The sequence below is a fragment of the Nocardiopsis synnemataformans genome, from assembly GCF_965343085.1.
Taxonomy (GTDB): domain Bacteria; phylum Actinomycetota; class Actinomycetes; order Streptosporangiales; family Streptosporangiaceae; genus Nocardiopsis; species Nocardiopsis alborubida.
Map to the genome: position 1 here is coordinate 1 of NZ_CBDRFA010000066.1, position 14395 is coordinate 14395.

General features: G+C 73.0%; 17 protein-coding genes. 9 read left to right on the plus strand and 8 right to left on the minus strand.

Annotated features, from left to right (window positions below; genetic code table 11):
* Positions 1–46: 46 nt before the first annotated feature.
* The 5 genes from ACSIH6_RS29320 to ACSIH6_RS29340 form a co-directional block, all read right to left on the minus strand.
* Positions 47–439: a VOC family protein gene (locus ACSIH6_RS29320; protein WP_435111563.1), complete on the minus strand. Its 393-nt coding sequence runs from the start codon at positions 437–439 to the stop codon at positions 47–49.
* A complete protein-coding gene (locus ACSIH6_RS29325; RefSeq protein WP_435111607.1) occupies positions 436–747 on the minus strand; it encodes an ArsR/SmtB family transcription factor in 312 nt (103 codons plus the stop codon). Before ACSIH6_RS29325 ends, ACSIH6_RS29320 begins: the two co-directional genes overlap by 4 nt.
* 137 nt (positions 748–884) lie before the next feature.
* The gene (locus ACSIH6_RS29330) at positions 885–1520 is read right to left on the minus strand and encodes a maleylpyruvate isomerase family mycothiol-dependent enzyme (protein WP_435111564.1); all 636 of its coding nucleotides are present in this window, start codon (positions 1518–1520) and stop codon (positions 885–887) included.
* Positions 1521–1728: 208 nt separating this feature from the next.
* Positions 1729–2283, minus strand: a complete 555-nt coding sequence (locus ACSIH6_RS29335) for an SMI1/KNR4 family protein (RefSeq protein WP_435111565.1) — start codon at positions 2281–2283, stop codon at positions 1729–1731.
* Positions 2284–2379: 96 nt separating this feature from the next.
* On the minus strand, positions 2380–3003 hold the full coding sequence (locus ACSIH6_RS29340; protein WP_435111566.1) for a TetR/AcrR family transcriptional regulator: 624 nt from the start codon (positions 3001–3003) through the stop codon (positions 2380–2382).
* 100 nt (positions 3004–3103) lie between these two features.
* On the opposite strand from ACSIH6_RS29340, the gene ACSIH6_RS29345 reads away from it, so the two are divergent.
* The 4 genes from ACSIH6_RS29345 to ACSIH6_RS29360 all read left to right on the plus strand — a co-directional run bounded on the left by ACSIH6_RS29345 (position 3104) and on the right by ACSIH6_RS29360 (position 7108).
* Complete coding sequence (locus ACSIH6_RS29345) at positions 3104–4549, plus strand: MFS transporter (protein ID WP_435111567.1); 1446 nt, start codon at positions 3104–3106, stop codon at positions 4547–4549.
* 841 nt (positions 4550–5390) lie between these two features.
* Positions 5391–6095, plus strand: a complete 705-nt coding sequence (locus ACSIH6_RS29350; protein WP_435111568.1) for an HAD family hydrolase — start codon at positions 5391–5393, stop codon at positions 6093–6095.
* Between the two features lie 105 nt (positions 6096–6200).
* Positions 6201–6626, plus strand: a complete 426-nt coding sequence (locus ACSIH6_RS29355) for a helix-turn-helix domain-containing protein (RefSeq protein WP_435111569.1) — start codon at positions 6201–6203, stop codon at positions 6624–6626.
* 5 nt (positions 6627–6631) lie between these two features.
* The gene (locus tag ACSIH6_RS29360; RefSeq protein ID WP_435111570.1) at positions 6632–7108 is read left to right on the plus strand and encodes a VOC family protein; all 477 of its coding nucleotides are present in this window, start codon (positions 6632–6634) and stop codon (positions 7106–7108) included.
* Between the two features lie 68 nt (positions 7109–7176).
* On the opposite strand, the gene ACSIH6_RS29365 is transcribed toward ACSIH6_RS29360, so the two are convergent.
* From ACSIH6_RS29365 to ACSIH6_RS29375, 3 genes are read right to left on the minus strand one after another with little or no spacing between them, the layout of a single operon-like run.
* Positions 7177–8046 (minus strand): citryl-CoA lyase, encoded by an 870-nt coding sequence (locus ACSIH6_RS29365; RefSeq protein WP_435111571.1) that lies wholly within the window; start codon positions 8044–8046, stop codon positions 7177–7179.
* On the minus strand, positions 8043–9305 hold the full coding sequence (locus tag ACSIH6_RS29370; RefSeq protein ID WP_435111572.1) for a CaiB/BaiF CoA transferase family protein: 1263 nt from the start codon (positions 9303–9305) through the stop codon (positions 8043–8045). Before ACSIH6_RS29370 ends, ACSIH6_RS29365 begins: the two co-directional genes overlap by 4 nt.
* Entirely contained in the window at positions 9302–10096 is a 795-nt protein-coding gene (locus ACSIH6_RS29375; RefSeq protein WP_435111573.1) for an IclR family transcriptional regulator, read from the minus strand. The genes ACSIH6_RS29370 and ACSIH6_RS29375 overlap by 4 nt, the downstream gene beginning before the upstream one ends.
* 306 nt (positions 10097–10402) lie before the next feature.
* Between ACSIH6_RS29375 and ACSIH6_RS29380 the strand changes: the two genes are divergently transcribed.
* From ACSIH6_RS29380 to ACSIH6_RS29400, 5 genes are all read left to right on the plus strand, one after another.
* Positions 10403–11392 carry a Bug family tripartite tricarboxylate transporter substrate binding protein gene (locus tag ACSIH6_RS29380; RefSeq protein WP_435111574.1) on the plus strand — a complete coding sequence of 330 codons (990 nt, stop codon included), beginning with the start codon at positions 10403–10405 and terminating at the stop codon, positions 11390–11392.
* Positions 11389–12006 carry a tripartite tricarboxylate transporter TctB family protein gene (locus ACSIH6_RS29385; protein WP_435111575.1) on the plus strand — a complete coding sequence of 206 codons (618 nt, stop codon included), beginning with the start codon at positions 11389–11391 and terminating at the stop codon, positions 12004–12006. The genes ACSIH6_RS29380 and ACSIH6_RS29385 overlap by 4 nt, the downstream gene beginning before the upstream one ends.
* A complete protein-coding gene (locus ACSIH6_RS29390; protein ID WP_435111576.1) occupies positions 12007–13563 on the plus strand; it encodes a tripartite tricarboxylate transporter permease in 1557 nt (518 codons plus the stop codon). It begins immediately after the preceding gene.
* A 158-nt stretch (positions 13564–13721) separates the two neighbouring features.
* Positions 13722–13925 (plus strand): hypothetical protein, encoded by a 204-nt coding sequence (locus tag ACSIH6_RS29395; protein ID WP_435111577.1) that lies wholly within the window; start codon positions 13722–13724, stop codon positions 13923–13925.
* Positions 13926–13933: 8 nt separating this feature from the next.
* Entirely contained in the window at positions 13934–14389 is a 456-nt protein-coding gene (locus ACSIH6_RS29400) for a Clp protease N-terminal domain-containing protein (protein WP_435111578.1), read from the plus strand.
* Positions 14390–14395: the final 6 nt, after the last annotated feature.

Below are 14395 nucleotides of genomic sequence, written 5' to 3' on the forward strand. Positions count from 1 at the left end.
GGTCGCCGCCGCGGCCGGGCCCCGCACCCGGGTGACCACTGACCGCCTACTGCGGGCTGCTCGCGATCTGGAGCAGGTTGCCGCAGGTGTCGTCGAGGACGGCGGTGGTGACCGGGCCCATCTCCAGGGGCTCCTGGGTGAACCGGACGCCGAGGCCGTGCAGGCGCTGGTACTCCGCCCGCACGTCGTCGACGGCGAACTGGGCGAGCGGGATGCCGTCCTTGACGAGGGCGTCGCGGTAGGGCCTGACGGCCGGGTGTGCGGCGGGTTCGAGGAGGAGTTCGGTGCCGTCGGGGTCGTCGGGCGAGACCACGGTCAGCCACCGGTCGTTCCCGCCCACCGGGACGTCGTGCTTCTTCACGAAGCCGAGGATCTCGGTGTAGAAGTGCTCGGCCCTGGCCTGGTCGTCGACGAAGATGCTGGTCAGATGGATCTTCACGGGGTGCTCTCCTCCGGTCCGGACGTGTCTGGCGGGAGCCAGCGTTCGGCGATCCGCCGCAGCGGGGCCGTGTTGAGGTCGTGGAACTTGTAGCGACCCTCTCGCCTGGTCTCGACGAGTCCGGCGGCCTCCAGCACGGCGAGGTGCTGGGAGACCGCCTGGCGCGAGATGCCGAGCTGGTGCTTCATGGCCAGCCGCGAGCAGATCTCGAACAACGTCTGGCCGGACTTCTCCGCGAGCTCGTCGAGGATGGTGCGTCGGGTGGGGTCGGCCAGGGCTTTGAAGAGGATGTCGGCCACGACCACCAGAATAGGCAAGTAGCTACTTGCCTGTCGAGTCGGGGCGCGCCGTGTCCCGGATCGATCTGTGCGGAGGTGGCGTCCACGGAACAGGTGCCGGGGCCGACCTCACCTCATGACCGGTCCGGCCCGCCGGGCGGAGCGCGTCAGCCCTCCACGCGTTCGCGCAGGATCTCCACACCGTCGCCGGTGAGCTCGTCCAGGTGCGCGGAGCGGCCGGTCATCGCCATGACCAGGGCGAGTGTGCCCCCGCGGACGAGCGGTCCGGTGCCGGAGGAGAACGGGCCGTCGGTGGCCTGGAGCCCCAACCCCTGAACACGGCTCTTGGCGACGACGACCTGGTCCGAGCCCCGGTAGTAGTCCGCCACGCGGGTCAGCGTGGCGATCGGACGAGCGCTGACGATGCCCAGGGGTCGCCGGACGTCCTCCCCGTGCACGATCGCCTCCCCCAGGATGGCGGACTTGGGCAGGGGCGGTGACGTCGTGCTCTCCACGATCCCCCGGAAGCGTGCGAGGGTCTCGGCCCCGGAGTTCCCCATCTGCTCCGCCAGGCGCATCGCGACCTGGGCGTCGAAGTCGAACCGGCAGCGGACGACCCCGGCCAGCCAGCGAAGGCCGTTGAGGGACGCCGACGACGTCAGGTGTGCGAGTACCTCGCGCACGGTCAGGCCCGCGCACAGCGACGGCGTCGCCCACTGTTCCTCGGTCAGGCCCGACAGGTCGTCGGCCAGCGCCGCCCGCTCCTGGTGGATCAGCGGCCACAGGTCCGCGCGGCCGCTCATCGGCGGGCTCCCTGGCGCGGACGGAGTGTCGGTGACGTCATCGGGCTCTCCTCGAAAGCAGGCTCTCGCCGTGCCCCCTGCGATGGTGGGCGGACGCCGGGATTATGACTCGGGCCTACGACAGTTTCGGGCCCGTCGCCCGCTGGCAGCGTGGTGCTCGTGCCACCCGCATCGCCGGGTTCCGGCACCGACCTCGTGACGCGGCGTGTCACTCACCTTGCGCCTCTTCCTCCGCGTAGGGCCTGAAGAGCACGTCGCGTTCCATCCACGACCCGTCGAGCAGTTCACTGCGCACCTCGCCCCGGACGATTCCCAGAAGAAGGTCGGTGGTGAGCAGGTCGTACCTCTCCCACACGTCGCCGTTCCGGTCCGAGACCCGGATCGGGTACGAATCGGCCGCCGCCTCGGGTGAGGCCTGCCAATAGAGCGTGACCCCCGTGCCGGTCGAGGCCCAGGGCAGCAGCCTGGAACCAGGGTCGAGATCGTCGGGCGACCCCACGACCTCGTCCTCGAACAGGTCCTGGAGCTGTTCGGACTCCAGTCCCGACCGTTCGAGGTCGACGTGCCTGAGACCGGGGCCGGGCGCCGGAACGTGGAGCCTCACGCAGTCCAGCCAGAGTCCGCCGCCTCCTGCGTCGAGAAGCTCGCGGTAGTCCTGCGGCACGGACGTCCCGAGCCGGTGCTCGACCCGTTCCCAGTCGAACGGGCCGGACAGCGGTGCGAGACGCGCCGTTTCGATCAACTGCTGAGCACTGGTTGTCATGCGGGTGCCTTCCTCGGGGTCGCTGGTCCAGGTCCGATCCGCCCGTGACGGAGCCCGTCAGCTCTCCGCCGCCGGTGGACGGCGGCCCGGGGACGGTCAGGCCCGCACACCGGGGTCGGGCGTGTGGAGGGCGGCGATCTCGGAGAGCACCCGATCGCGGGCCGCCTCGGCCGGGTGGACGTCCACGAGCACGTAGTAGGCCAACCCCTCGGCCAGGGCGACGAGCGTGACCGCCCGCTCCGCGGGGTCCAGGGCGCGGGGCACCGCGCCCCCGTCCTGTCCGCGGCGCAGCAGGTCCGCGACCTGGCCGTGGAAGCGCGCGTACTCCTCGCGCATGCGCCGGGCGATGGCCTCGTCGGACAGGGCGAGCGCGGTGAAGGCCTGGCGGACGCGCATGTGGGCGCGCGTGGCGTCGTCGTAGGGGATCAGCTCGGTGAGCACGGTCGTCAGGAGGCGGCGCGGGCTGCCGTCCGGGCCCGCCTTGGCGGCGATGCGCGCGGAGCTCAGGGCGTTGCCCCGGTCGAAGGCGGCCTCGATCATCTGGTGCTTGGCGGGGAAGTAGTGCTGGACGCGCCCGGGCGAGACCCCGGCGCGGGCCGCCACGCTGGTCTGGGACACGGCCGCCATGCCGTGTTCGGCCGCCACGGCGAGGACCGCGTCGGCGATCTCGCGTCGGCGCTGTGCGTGCTCGGTTCCCGGTCCCCGTGTCGGTGCGTTCACCCGGCCCCTTTCTCGATGTGCACACATTGCTTTGTGATCCCGTCGGCACTACCGTACAAACCAATGTAACCACATTGCTTTGCTGGAACGAGGTGGTCCCGTGCTCCGGATCCGGACCGGGGAGACGACTTCACGCCTGCTGCTCGCCCTGGTGTGCGCCGCGCAGCTCATGGTGGTGCTCGACGTGTCGGTGGTCAACGTCGCCCTGCCCTCGATCCGCTCCTCCCTGGGGTTCTCCGCGACGGAGCTGCCCTGGGTGGCGCACGCCTACACCCTGGCCTTCGGCGGCCTCCTCCTGCTGGGCGGACGGCTGGCCGACCTGTACGGACACCGGCGGGTGTTCACCGCCGGGCTCATGCTGTTCTGCGCGGCCAGCCTGCTGGGCGGGGCGGCCCCCTCCCCCGGCCTGCTGGTCGCCGCCCGCGCGCTCCAGGGGGTGGGCGCGGCGGTGCTGGCCCCCGCGACCCTGACCATCCTGACCACCTCCTTCCCCGAGGGGCGGGCCCGCGTGCGGGCGCTGGCCGCCTGGACCGCGGTGAGCGTGGCGGGCGGCGCGGTCGGCAACCTCGTCGGCGGCGCCCTGACCGAGGCGCTGTCCTGGCGGGCGATCCTGCTGGTCAACGTGCCCGTCGGCATCGCCGTGCTGGTCATGGCCCCCTACCTTCTGGGCCGGGAGCGCCAGGACCGGGTCCCGCACGGCCGGGACCGGCACGGCAGAAACCCGCGGGAGGGTCGCGGCGGACGGATCGACCTGCCCGGGGCCGTGACGGCGACCGGCGGGACGGCCGCGCTCACCTACGGCCTCACCCGGACGGCGGAACACGGCTGGGGAGACCCGGTCACGGTGGCAGTGCTGGCCGCGGGTGTCCTCGCCCTGGCGCTGTTCGCCGTGGTGGAGTCCCGTGCGCCCGCGCCCCTGCTGCCGCCTCGGCTCCTGCGCCGCCGCGCGGTCTGGGCGGGCAACGCCATGGTGTTCCTGGCCGGGGCCTGTTTCCAGGTGCCCATGTGGTACTTCCTCACCTTCTACATGCAGGACGAACTGGGTTTCGGTCCGCTGCTGACCGGTCTGGGCTTCCTGCCGCACACCCTGGTCACCATGGCCGTGGGCTGGCTGCTCACCCCGTGGCTGATGGGGTTCGTGCAGGCGCGTGTGTTGATCGGGGTCGGCTGCCTCACCGCGGCGGTGGGTTTCGCCTGGCAGGCGGCGGCGGTCTCGGAACAGACCTACGTCGCGGCGGTGCTGGGGCCCGCGGTCCTCATGTCCGTGGGCGGCGGCCTGTTCACCACTCCGCTGACCGCCGTCGTGACCTCGGGCGCCGCTCCCGGGGACGCGGGGGCCGTCTCCGGCCTGATGAACGCCGCCAAACAGACGGGCGGCGCCCTGGGCCTGGCCGCGCTGGTCACGTCGGCCGCCTCCGGGTACGCGCCCGAGGGCGACGCGTACGGCCTGGTCTTCGGTCTGCTCGCGGCCGTTCAGCTCGTGGCGGCCGCCCTGACACCGATGCTGCCGCGGGCCGCGCGACGGGACCCCTCCGAGGGCGCGTGAGCCCTCCGGAGGTTCAAGAAACCCTTTGGCCTGCGCTGACCCTCCGGGGAGACACGCCGACGTGCTTCCCCCGCAGGGTCACTCCGCCAGCCCGATCGAGGAAAGACGCATCAATATCACACTTCGGGGTAGCGCAACAGACAGGGACGAGGAACGTGCTCCGTTCGTCATGATCCGCCTGGCGGTGGGATGGCCGACCGGGTCACGGGACCGACAGACGAGGAGGAGAACGCCATGAGGAACCCCTTGAGGACGGCGAAGAACCAGCTGATGCGGCGCACCGGGCTGGCCCGCCCGGCACCGGGAAGGCACCCGCGTGCGGGTGGGCGAACCGGTGGACGCAGCAGCGACCCCCTGGCGATGGCCCGGCGGTTCGCCCGGTCCGCGGGCCGGTCCCGGGGCGGAAATCCTCTGGCGCGTGGCGGAAGCCCGCTGGGGCGCGGAGGCCCGGATCCGCTACGTGGTCCGGCGCGCCGAACGCCTCCGGGCCGACGGAGCAGCCCCGGTGGGACCGCCATGCGGTGGCTGAACTCCCTGACCAGGAAGCGCAGGCCCCGCATCTGACCCGGGCAGCGGACCCGGCGCGGCGAGGCAGCCGCCAGGCGCGGGAGACACCGGTTTCGGACACCACAGCGTGACACCACGGCATGACACCGCGGGGCGGGCCTCCAGGGGCCCGTCCCGCGGCCGTGCGTGCGGCTGGCGTCCGTACCGCCGGGACCGCGACAGTGGTCCGGGCCCACCCCCTTCCCGGCACCCGCGCACTCAGCCGATAATCGTCAAGGCAGCCGAAGGAGCGCAGCCGCACCACGAACAGTGACGCCGTAGGGAGCCGACCCGCGTGATCTCCGACTTCTCCTCCATCCGTGCGGTCTCCTTCGACGGGGACGAAACGCTGTGGGACTTCCGCACCGCCATGCGCCGGGCTCTCGACGACGCCGTCGCCCTCCTCGACGGCAGGGGCCTGGCACACGAGGCGGGGAGGGTGTCGGCCGATTGGCTGGCGGCGCTGCGCGACGAGGTCGCCCACGAACCCGATTTCGCTCGCGCCGCCATGGAGGAGATCCGCCTCGAGTCCTTCGTCCGCGCCGTGCGGCGCTGCGGCAGCGATGATCCCTCTCTCGTCACGGAGGTCCATGACAGGTACATGGCCACTCGGTTCGGCACGATGGCCCTCTACGCCGAAACCGCCGACGTGTTGGAGGAGTTGCGCACCCGCTACCCGTGCGTCCTGGTCACCAACGGCAACAGCGACCCCGAACGGCTGGGTGTCGGCGGCTACTTCGCCCACCGTGTGGTCGCGGCCGAATGCGGACTGCGCAAACCCGATCCGCGCATCTACTCCCACACGGCCGAACTCCTCGGTCTGCCGACCGCGTCCGTCCTCCACGTCGGAGACCACCCCGAGGAGGACGTCGCCGCCGCCGCTCGCGCGGGCATGCGCACGGTCCACGTCAACCGCACCGGCAGGCCCCTGCCAACCGGGCTGCGGGCCGACGCCGAGATCACCGACCTGACCGGCCTCGTGGAGCTGCTCCGTCGGTGACGCGCGCGGGGCGCACCGGTGGTCCGCCCGGACGGCACCGCTTCCCCGGTACCACCGGTGGGAGCGGGCCGCTCTCTGTCCGACCCGCTGTCTACGGTGGGGAGCATGACCCCGAACGAGGACCGCAACCGGCGGCTGCTGCGGGCGCGCGACGCGATGGACCGCCGCTTCGCCGAGCCCCTGGACGTCCCCGGGCTGGCGCGGGTGGCGCTGATGTCCCCCGCGCACTTCTCCCGCTCCTTCCGCACGGTCTTCGGCGAGACCCCGCACCGCTACCTCCAGCGCCGCAGGATCGAGCGGGCGATGGCACTGCTGCGCGAGAGCGACCACAGCGTCACCGACATCGCCCTCGCGGTCGGGTTCGACAGCCTCGGCACCTTCAGCCGCACGTTCCTGGCGGTGGTGGGCTCCCCGCCCTCGCGTTACCGCGGGCAGGCCCCGCCGGCGGCCGGAACGGTGTGCTTCGTCAAGGCGTGGACGCGACCGAGCAGTTTCGGAGAAGCGCGCGGCGGCCGCACACCCGTAACGTAGGACGCATGTTCGACAACATCTCCATCACCGCCGTCCGCGTCCTCGACCAGGACGAGGCACTCGACTTCTACGTCGGCAAGCTCGGCTTCCAGGTCAGCAACGACGTCGACATGGGCTTCATGCGCTGGCTCACGGTCGCGCTGCCCGAGGACCCCGACCGCCACCTGCTACTGGAGGTCCCCGGCCCGCCCGCGCTCAGCGAGGAGACCGCGGCGCAGGTGCGCGACCTGCTGACCAAGGGGGCCCTGGGCGTGGCCTGCATCCTCAACACGAGCGACTGCCGGGCCACCTACGACACCCTCAAGGCCCGGGGCGTGGAGTTCACCCAGGACGTGGTGGAACAGCCCTACGGAACCGACTGCGCGCTGCGCGACCCGTTCGGCAACCACATCCGCATCACCCAGCCCGCCGAGCGGGTCAGCGAGATCACGGACACGGACCTCAGGAGGTGGGTGCGCGGGGCCGAGGCCGACCAGCGGTAGCGAGCACCGGGAGCGGGCACCGGACCGGACGGAAGTACCGGTGCCCGCCGTTCGGGGAGACCCGCCGGTCAGTCCCGGCCGGAGTCCGGGGAGAGCCGCGGGTCGTCGGCGGCCAGGTGGCGGGTCGCCGGGCCGGTGTAGCCCGCCAGCACCGCCCTCGGGAGGGGCCCCTTGATGCGCGCTCCGCTCTGGCGCTCCTCCCAGGCGTGGGCGAGGATGCCCACGGAGCGGGAGAGGACGAACAGCCCCCGGGCCAGCTCCGAGGGGAAGCCCAGTGAGGCGTAGACGACCGCGGTGGCGGCGTCGATGTTCATCGGCACGGGACGTCCGCGCCCCCTGGCCAGCGCCTCCTCCAGTGCCAGGGCGGCCTCCAGCGGGCCCGCGGGGACGAGCCCGTCCTCGACCGCCTCGCGCACCAGGCCCAGGAGCGGGTCGCGGCGCGGGTCGCGCGGGTGGAAGCGGTGGCCGAAGCCGGGCACGTACGCGCCGCGCCCGCGGTACTCGGCGACCACCTCCTCGGCCACCCGCGCCACCGGGGTCCCGTCGGCGCCGCGCTCGGCCATCTCCTCCAGGAGGGCGACGCACTGCTGGCCAGCGCCGCCGTGCACGTCCCCGAGCAGGTTGACGCCGGTGGCGACGGCGTTGTTGAGGCCCACCCCGCAGCTGGCGGCCATCCGGGCGGCGGCGATGGAGGGCGCCTGCGGGCCGTGGTCCACGGCCGAGACCAGGGCGGCCTCCAGCAGGCGGGAGCGGCGCGGGTCGGGCAGCTCGCCGCGCAGCATGAGCCAGACCGTGTCCACGAACGAGACCCGGCCGATCAGCTCCTGCACCGGGTAGCCGCCCGGTTCGATCTCGCCGGGGGCGATCCGGATCAGCCCGGTCTGCCACCAGCGGCCGATCTCCTCATGGGTCATGGACGGCACGTCCGACGCGCTCATACCGCCCCCTCCTCGCGCAGTGCGTCGATCTCCTGATCGCTGAAGCCCGTCTCGCGCAGCACGTGCTCAGTGTGCTCGCCCAGCAGGGGCGGCGCCGTGCGGGGGCCCAGGGGCGCGCCGTCCACGCGGACGCCGCTGCCGAGCACGCGCAGCTCGCGTTCCTCCCCGCCGGGGAAGGGCAGCGTGTGCACCAGACCGCGGTGGGCCACCTGGTCCAGTTCCAGCGCCTGGGCCACGGTCAGCACGCGGGCGGCGGGCACCCCGACCCGGGCCAGCTCGCGCTCCCACTCCAGGGCGGACCGGGCGCCCAGGTGTTCCTCCAGGGCCTCTCGGAGGGCCTCGCGGTGGGTCTTGCGGTCCTCGCGCTGGGCGAAGCGGGGGTCGCGCGCCAGTTCGGGCGCGCCCACGACCGCGCACAGCGCCTCGAACTGCTCCTGCTTGTTGGCGGCGATGTTGAGCGCGCCGTCGGCGGTGGCGAAGGTGCCCGAGGGGGCCGCCGTGGCGTTCTCGTTGCCGATGGGGACCGGCTCGACGCCCGCGGACAGGTAGTTGGACACCCCCCAGCCCATCGCGGTGATCGCGGTCTCCAGCATGGACACGTCCACGCTGCTCCCCTGACCGGTGCGCTCCCTCCTGACCAGGGCGGTGCTGATCGCGAAGGCGGCGGCGAGGCCGCCCAGGACGTCGGCGATGGGGAAGCCCGCGCGCAGGGGGCCGGTGCCGGGGTTGCCGGTGGTGCTCATCATCCCCGACAGGCCCTGGATGATCTGGTCGTAGGCCGGGCGCCCGCTCAGCGGGCCGTCGGAGCCGAACCCGGACACCGCGCAGTAGACCAGGCCGGGGTTGATCGCGCTCAGGTGCTTCCAGCCGAAGCCCAGGCGCTCCAGCACGCCCGGCCGGAAGTTCTCCAGCAGCACGTCGGACCGGCGCACCAGGCGGGTCATGGCCTCCCGGCCGCCGGGGGTCTTCAGGTCCAGGGTCAGGGAGCGCTTGCCCGCGTTCTGCGCCAGGAACGACGCGCCCAGGCCGCGGCCGTTCAGCTCCGCGGAGGCGCCGAGCTGGCGCGCCAGGTCTCCGGAGCCGGGAACCTCGACCTTGACCACGTCGGCGCCCATGAGCGCCAGCTGGTACCCCGCGTAGGGTCCGGCCAGGACGTTGGTCATGTCCAGGACGCGCACCCCCGCGAGCGGAAGGCCCCTCTCCCCGGCCTCGGTCCCGGCCCCGGACCCGGCGTCGTTGCCGTTGTCGTTGTCGTTCAACGTCTCTCCCCCGTTCCGGGCCCCGCGGTCCCTCCCGAGGGGTCGAGCCCGATGTCGGTGATGCGGCGGGCGGCGTCGACCACCGCGGAGGTGAAGCCCTCCACGGCGGCGTCGGTGAAGCGGGCGGTGGGGCCGCCCACGGCCAGCGCGGCGACCGGCGCCCCGCCGGTGGGGCCGTAGACGGGCGCGGCCACGCCGGAGGCGCCCCGCTCGCGCTCGCCGTGGCTGACGGCGAACCCCCGGACGCGGGCCAGCTCCACCTCCTCGCGCAGGCGGCTGACGTGCCCGGGGCCGTGGGGGGAGGCGGCGGCCACGCGCAGCAGCAGGGACTCCCCCGCCCCGATGAGCAGCACCTTGCTGGCGCCCCCGCCCCACAGGACCATCTCGTCGCCGACGTTGACGACGTGGCGCAGCCGCTGGGGGCCCTCCTCCTTGGCCACGCACACGCGGGTGGCGTCGGCGCGGACGTAGAGGTTGACGGTCTCGGCGGTGTCGGCGACGAGTTCGCGCATGACGGACCGGACGGCCTCGGGCACCTGCCAGACGGCGTGCGCCAGGCGCGACCAGCGCAGGAGGCTGGGGCCGACCCCGACCCGGCCGTCGGGCGCCGTCCACAGCAGTCCGCGCTGCTCCAGGGTCGCGACCAGCCGCAGGACCGTGGTCTTGGCCAGGCCGGTGCGCTCCACCAGCTCCCGCGTGGAGTAGCGCTGGTTCCTCTCGTCGAACAGGTCGAGCAGGTCCAGGGCGCGCGCGACGCTGCGCACGGTGCCGCCGGAGTCGCCGTCAGGCATCTCTCCCCCTTCCGTTTGGTCCATCAGGTGGTTCGTTAAGACCATCAAGTGGAATCGCGCCGTCAGCGTAGCGCACCCCTCAGCGCACGGCCAGCCCGCCCCCCGAAGAGCGCCCGTCCTTGCGGCGACCGGACTGGCCTGGGCGGAAGCGGAGACCCACGCGGGGCTGTGCGCCGCAACACACTCGTTAACAAAAGGTTTCGGTTCGCCATTGACAGTGATCACGAGGGCTCGCATGATTTCCCAGACCACGAAACGGTCCCACTGGACCACCTAGTGGACCAGCGGACCGAAAGGGAGTGAAGGATGAACAGACAGCGGATCCTCCGTGCGTCGGGGGCCGTGGCCACCGTGCTCCTGGTGGGCGCCGCCGCGACGAACGCCGCGCTGTCCGACACGAGCGCGTCGGGGGCCCGCGCCAGGATCGACATCGTCGTCCCCGCCGACCCCGGCGGCGGCTGGGACCTGGTGGCACGCGAGGCGCAGCACTCCCTGCGCGTGAACGACATCGTCGACAACACCCAGGTCCTCAATCTCCCCGGCGCGGGAGGGACCATCGGCCTGGCGCAGACGGTGCGCCGCGAGGGCAGCGCCACGACCCTGATGACCACGGGCACGGTCATGATCGGCGGCATCATCGTCAACGACTCAGCCCAGACCCTGGAGGACGTGGTGCCCATCGCCCGCGTCGCCGACGACTACGAGGTCTTCGTGGTCCCCGCCGACTCCCCGCTGGAGGACATGGGCGACCTCATCGAGGCCTGGCAGGAGGACCCGGGCGCGGTCGCGGTCGGCGGCGGTTCCCTGGGCGGCACCGACCACCTCCTGGCGGGTCTGGCCGCCCAGTCGCAGGGCGTCGAGCCCCAGGCCGTCAACTACATCCCCTTCGCGGGCGGCGCGCAGGCGCTCACCTCGCTGCTCTCGGGCAGCCTCGACGTCGGCGTCTCGGGCTACAACGAGTTCAGCGACCAGGTGGAGGCGGGCAACATCCGCGTCCTGGGGGTCTCGGCCCACGAGCGCGTCGAGGGCATCGACGCCCCGACCCTGCCCGAGCAGGGCGTGGACGCGGTGCTGCCCAACTGGCGCGGGTTCATGGCCCCGCCCGGCATCACCGAGGCCGAGCGCGCGGAGCTCACCGCGATCGTGGAGGAGATGGTGCGCACCGACGAGTGGCGCGACACCCTCCAGCGCAACCGCTGGGACGACACCTTCCAGACCGGCCCCGAGTTCGAGGAGTTCCTCGCGGCCGAGATCGAACGCATCACCGACGTCACCGAGGACCTGGGACTGTCATGAGCCAGCACAGCACATCCACCGCCCCGGGCGGGCCCGGCGCGGAGCCGCGGGAGGGGCGGCGCACCTGGTGGAGGGGGCGCAGCGAGATCTTCGTCGGCCTGCTCACCATCGGGATCGGCGTGTTCGTGGGCGTGCAGACGCTCACCATGCACGTGCCCGACAACTCGGCCTCTCCGGGCCCCCAGCTCTTCCCCGCGATCGTCGCGGCGCTGATGCTCGTCCTCGGAGCGGCCCTGATCGTCCAGGTGGTCCTGCGCCCGGCGGCGCCGGAGCAGGCGCAGGAGGGCCCCGACCCCTCCGACGGCGCCGCGGGCGTGGTCGGCGACCTGGTCGAGGGGCGCGGCCCGGCCGTGAGCGCCCCCGCGGCCCACAGCGACTGGCGCGCCGTGGGCACCGTGCTCGGCGCGGTGGTGCTCTTCGCCCTGCTGTTGCAGCCGGTGGGCTGGCTGCTGTCCGGCGCGCTGCTGTTCTTCGGCGTGACCTGGGCCTTCGGCGGCAGGCGCCCGCTGTTCGAGGCCGCCGTCGCGCTGGCCTACTCGTCCGTGGTCCAGCTCGCCTTCGTCGGCGGGCTCGGCCTCAACCTGCCCGCCGGAATCCTGGGAGGGGTGCTGTAAGTGGAGACCCTCAGTCTGCTCGGCGGCGGATTCGCCGCCGCCCTCTCCCCCGAGAACCTGCTGTGGGCGTTCGTGGGCGTCCTGCTGGGCACCGCCGTGGGCGTGCTGCCCGGCCTGGGCTCGGCCATGGCCGTGGCCCTGCTGCTGCCCGTCACCTTCAAGCTGGACCCCACCGGGGCCTTCATCATGTTCACGGCGGTGTACTACGGCGGCCTCTTCGGCGACTCGACCACGTCGATCCTGATGAACACGCCCGGCAACAGCTCCGCGATCGCCACCGCGATCGAGGGGCACAGGATGGCGCTCAAGGGCCGGGCCTCCCAGGCCCTGGCCACGTCGGCGATCGGCGCGTTCACCGGTGCGGTGGTGGCCACGACGGTGGTCGCCTTCTTCTCCCAGGTGATCATCGACATCGCCCTGCGCTTCGGCCCCGCCGAGTACCTGGCGCTGGCGATCCTGGCCTTCGTCGCCACCTCGGCGGTGGTGGCCCAGTCCATGGTGCGCGGACTCATCGCGCTCTCCATCGGCCTGGCCATCGCGATGGTGGGCATCGACGCCCAGAGCGGCGCGGCGCGCTTCACCCTGGGCGTCCCCTCCCTGTTCGAGGGGATCAGCGTGGTCACGGTGACCGTGGGCCTGCTCGCTCTGGGCGAGGTGCTGCACGTGGTCTCGCGCGACTCCCGGGGCGGGGGCGCGGGAAACAGGCTCATCGCCACCACCGGCACCCCCTGGCTGAGCCTGCGCGACCTGCGCCGCGCCGTCCCGGCGTGGATCCGGGGGCTGGGCTTCGGCCTGCCCTTCGGCGCGATCCCGGCGGGCGGCTCGGAGATCCCGACCTTCCTGGCCTACGGCACCGAGCGCAAGCTCTCCCAGCTCAGGGCGCGCCGGGGCAAGCGGCCCGACGAGTTCGGCGACGGCGCCATCGAGGGCGTGGCCGCGCCCGAGTCGGCCGCCAGCGCCACCGCCGGAACCGCGATGGGCGCGCTGCTGGGCCTGGGTCTGCCGACCTCGGCCACGGCGGCGATCATGCTGGCCGCCTTCCAGCAGTACGGGATGCAGCCGGGTCCGCTGCTGTTCGAGCGCAACGCCGACCTGGTGTGGGCGCTGCTGGCCAGCCTGTTCGTCGGCAGCGTCATGCTGCTGGTCCTCAACCTGCCCTTCGCGCCGCTGTGGGCCAAGCTGCTGCTGATCCCGCGGCGCTACCTGTACGCGGGCATCACCGGTTTCGCGGCGCTGGGCGTGTACGCCGCGTCCTACTCCGTCACCGACCTGTGGCTGCTGATCGCCCTGGGGCTGCTCGGGTTCATGATGCGGCGGTACGAGATCCCGGTGGCGCCGGTGCTCATCGCGGTCATCCTCGGGCCGCTGGCCGAGACGGAGCTGCGCCGGGCCCTGGCCATCGGCCAGGGCGACGTGGGGGTGCTCTTCGCGGGGCCGATCACGATCGGGATCTACACGGTCCTCGTGGCCGCAGTGGCCCTGGTCGCCGTCCTGCGGGTGCGCGCCCGTGCCCGTTCGCGCGCGGCACGGCGTGAGGAGACCGTCGACGCGGGGTGAGCGTCGACGCGGGGGCCGGTCCTGGGTTTTCCGGGACCGGCCCCGCTGTGTGTGCGGAGGCGGGCGGTGAGGCCCGGTCCCAGCCGGTCGCGGCCGACCCCGAGCCCAACGTGTCAGTTTGTCTTGACAAGCTGGAACTGTCAGGCCAAACTGACAGCATGGACACGGATCGTTCGTCTTCCACCCTGGCCTCCGACGACCCCGCGACGGGGCTGCGCGCGGTGCTCGCGCTGCGCCGCCTCGCCGAACGGGTCGAGGCCAACCAGGTGGCCGCCGCCCGCCGGGCGGGCTGGTCCTGGCAGCAGATCGGTGACGCCCTGGGCGTCACCCGTCAGTCCATCCACGCCAAGTACGGAAGGTGAGAGCCACGATGGGCGCGCAACGGGATTTCGGCATGGGCCGGATGTACCTGGACGCCAACGCGGAGGCCCTGTACCGGGGCGACCGCAAGGTGGGGACCGAGCACGTGGTCCTGGCGCTGCTGGGCGACCCCGGTTCGGCCGCCGCCCGGGCCCTGGACGCGGACCTGCCCGCCGCCCGGCGGGCACTGGAACGGTTGGACGCGGACGCCCTGGCCTCGGTCGGCGTCCGGGCGGAGCCCTCCGGCCCGGTCCTGCCCGGCCGCGAGGGCGACCGCCTCGCACTGACCCCGGCGGCCAAGGCCGTCTTCACCGGGCTGCGCAAGGAGGCGGGGCGGGAGCGGGTCGGCACCGAACACGTCCTGCTCGGCCTGCTGGCCCGCACCAGGCCCGACCCGGCGGCCGAACTGCTGGACGCGCTGGAGGTGGACCGCGCCGCGGTCCGCGCCCGCCTGGGAAAGGGGTGAGACGAC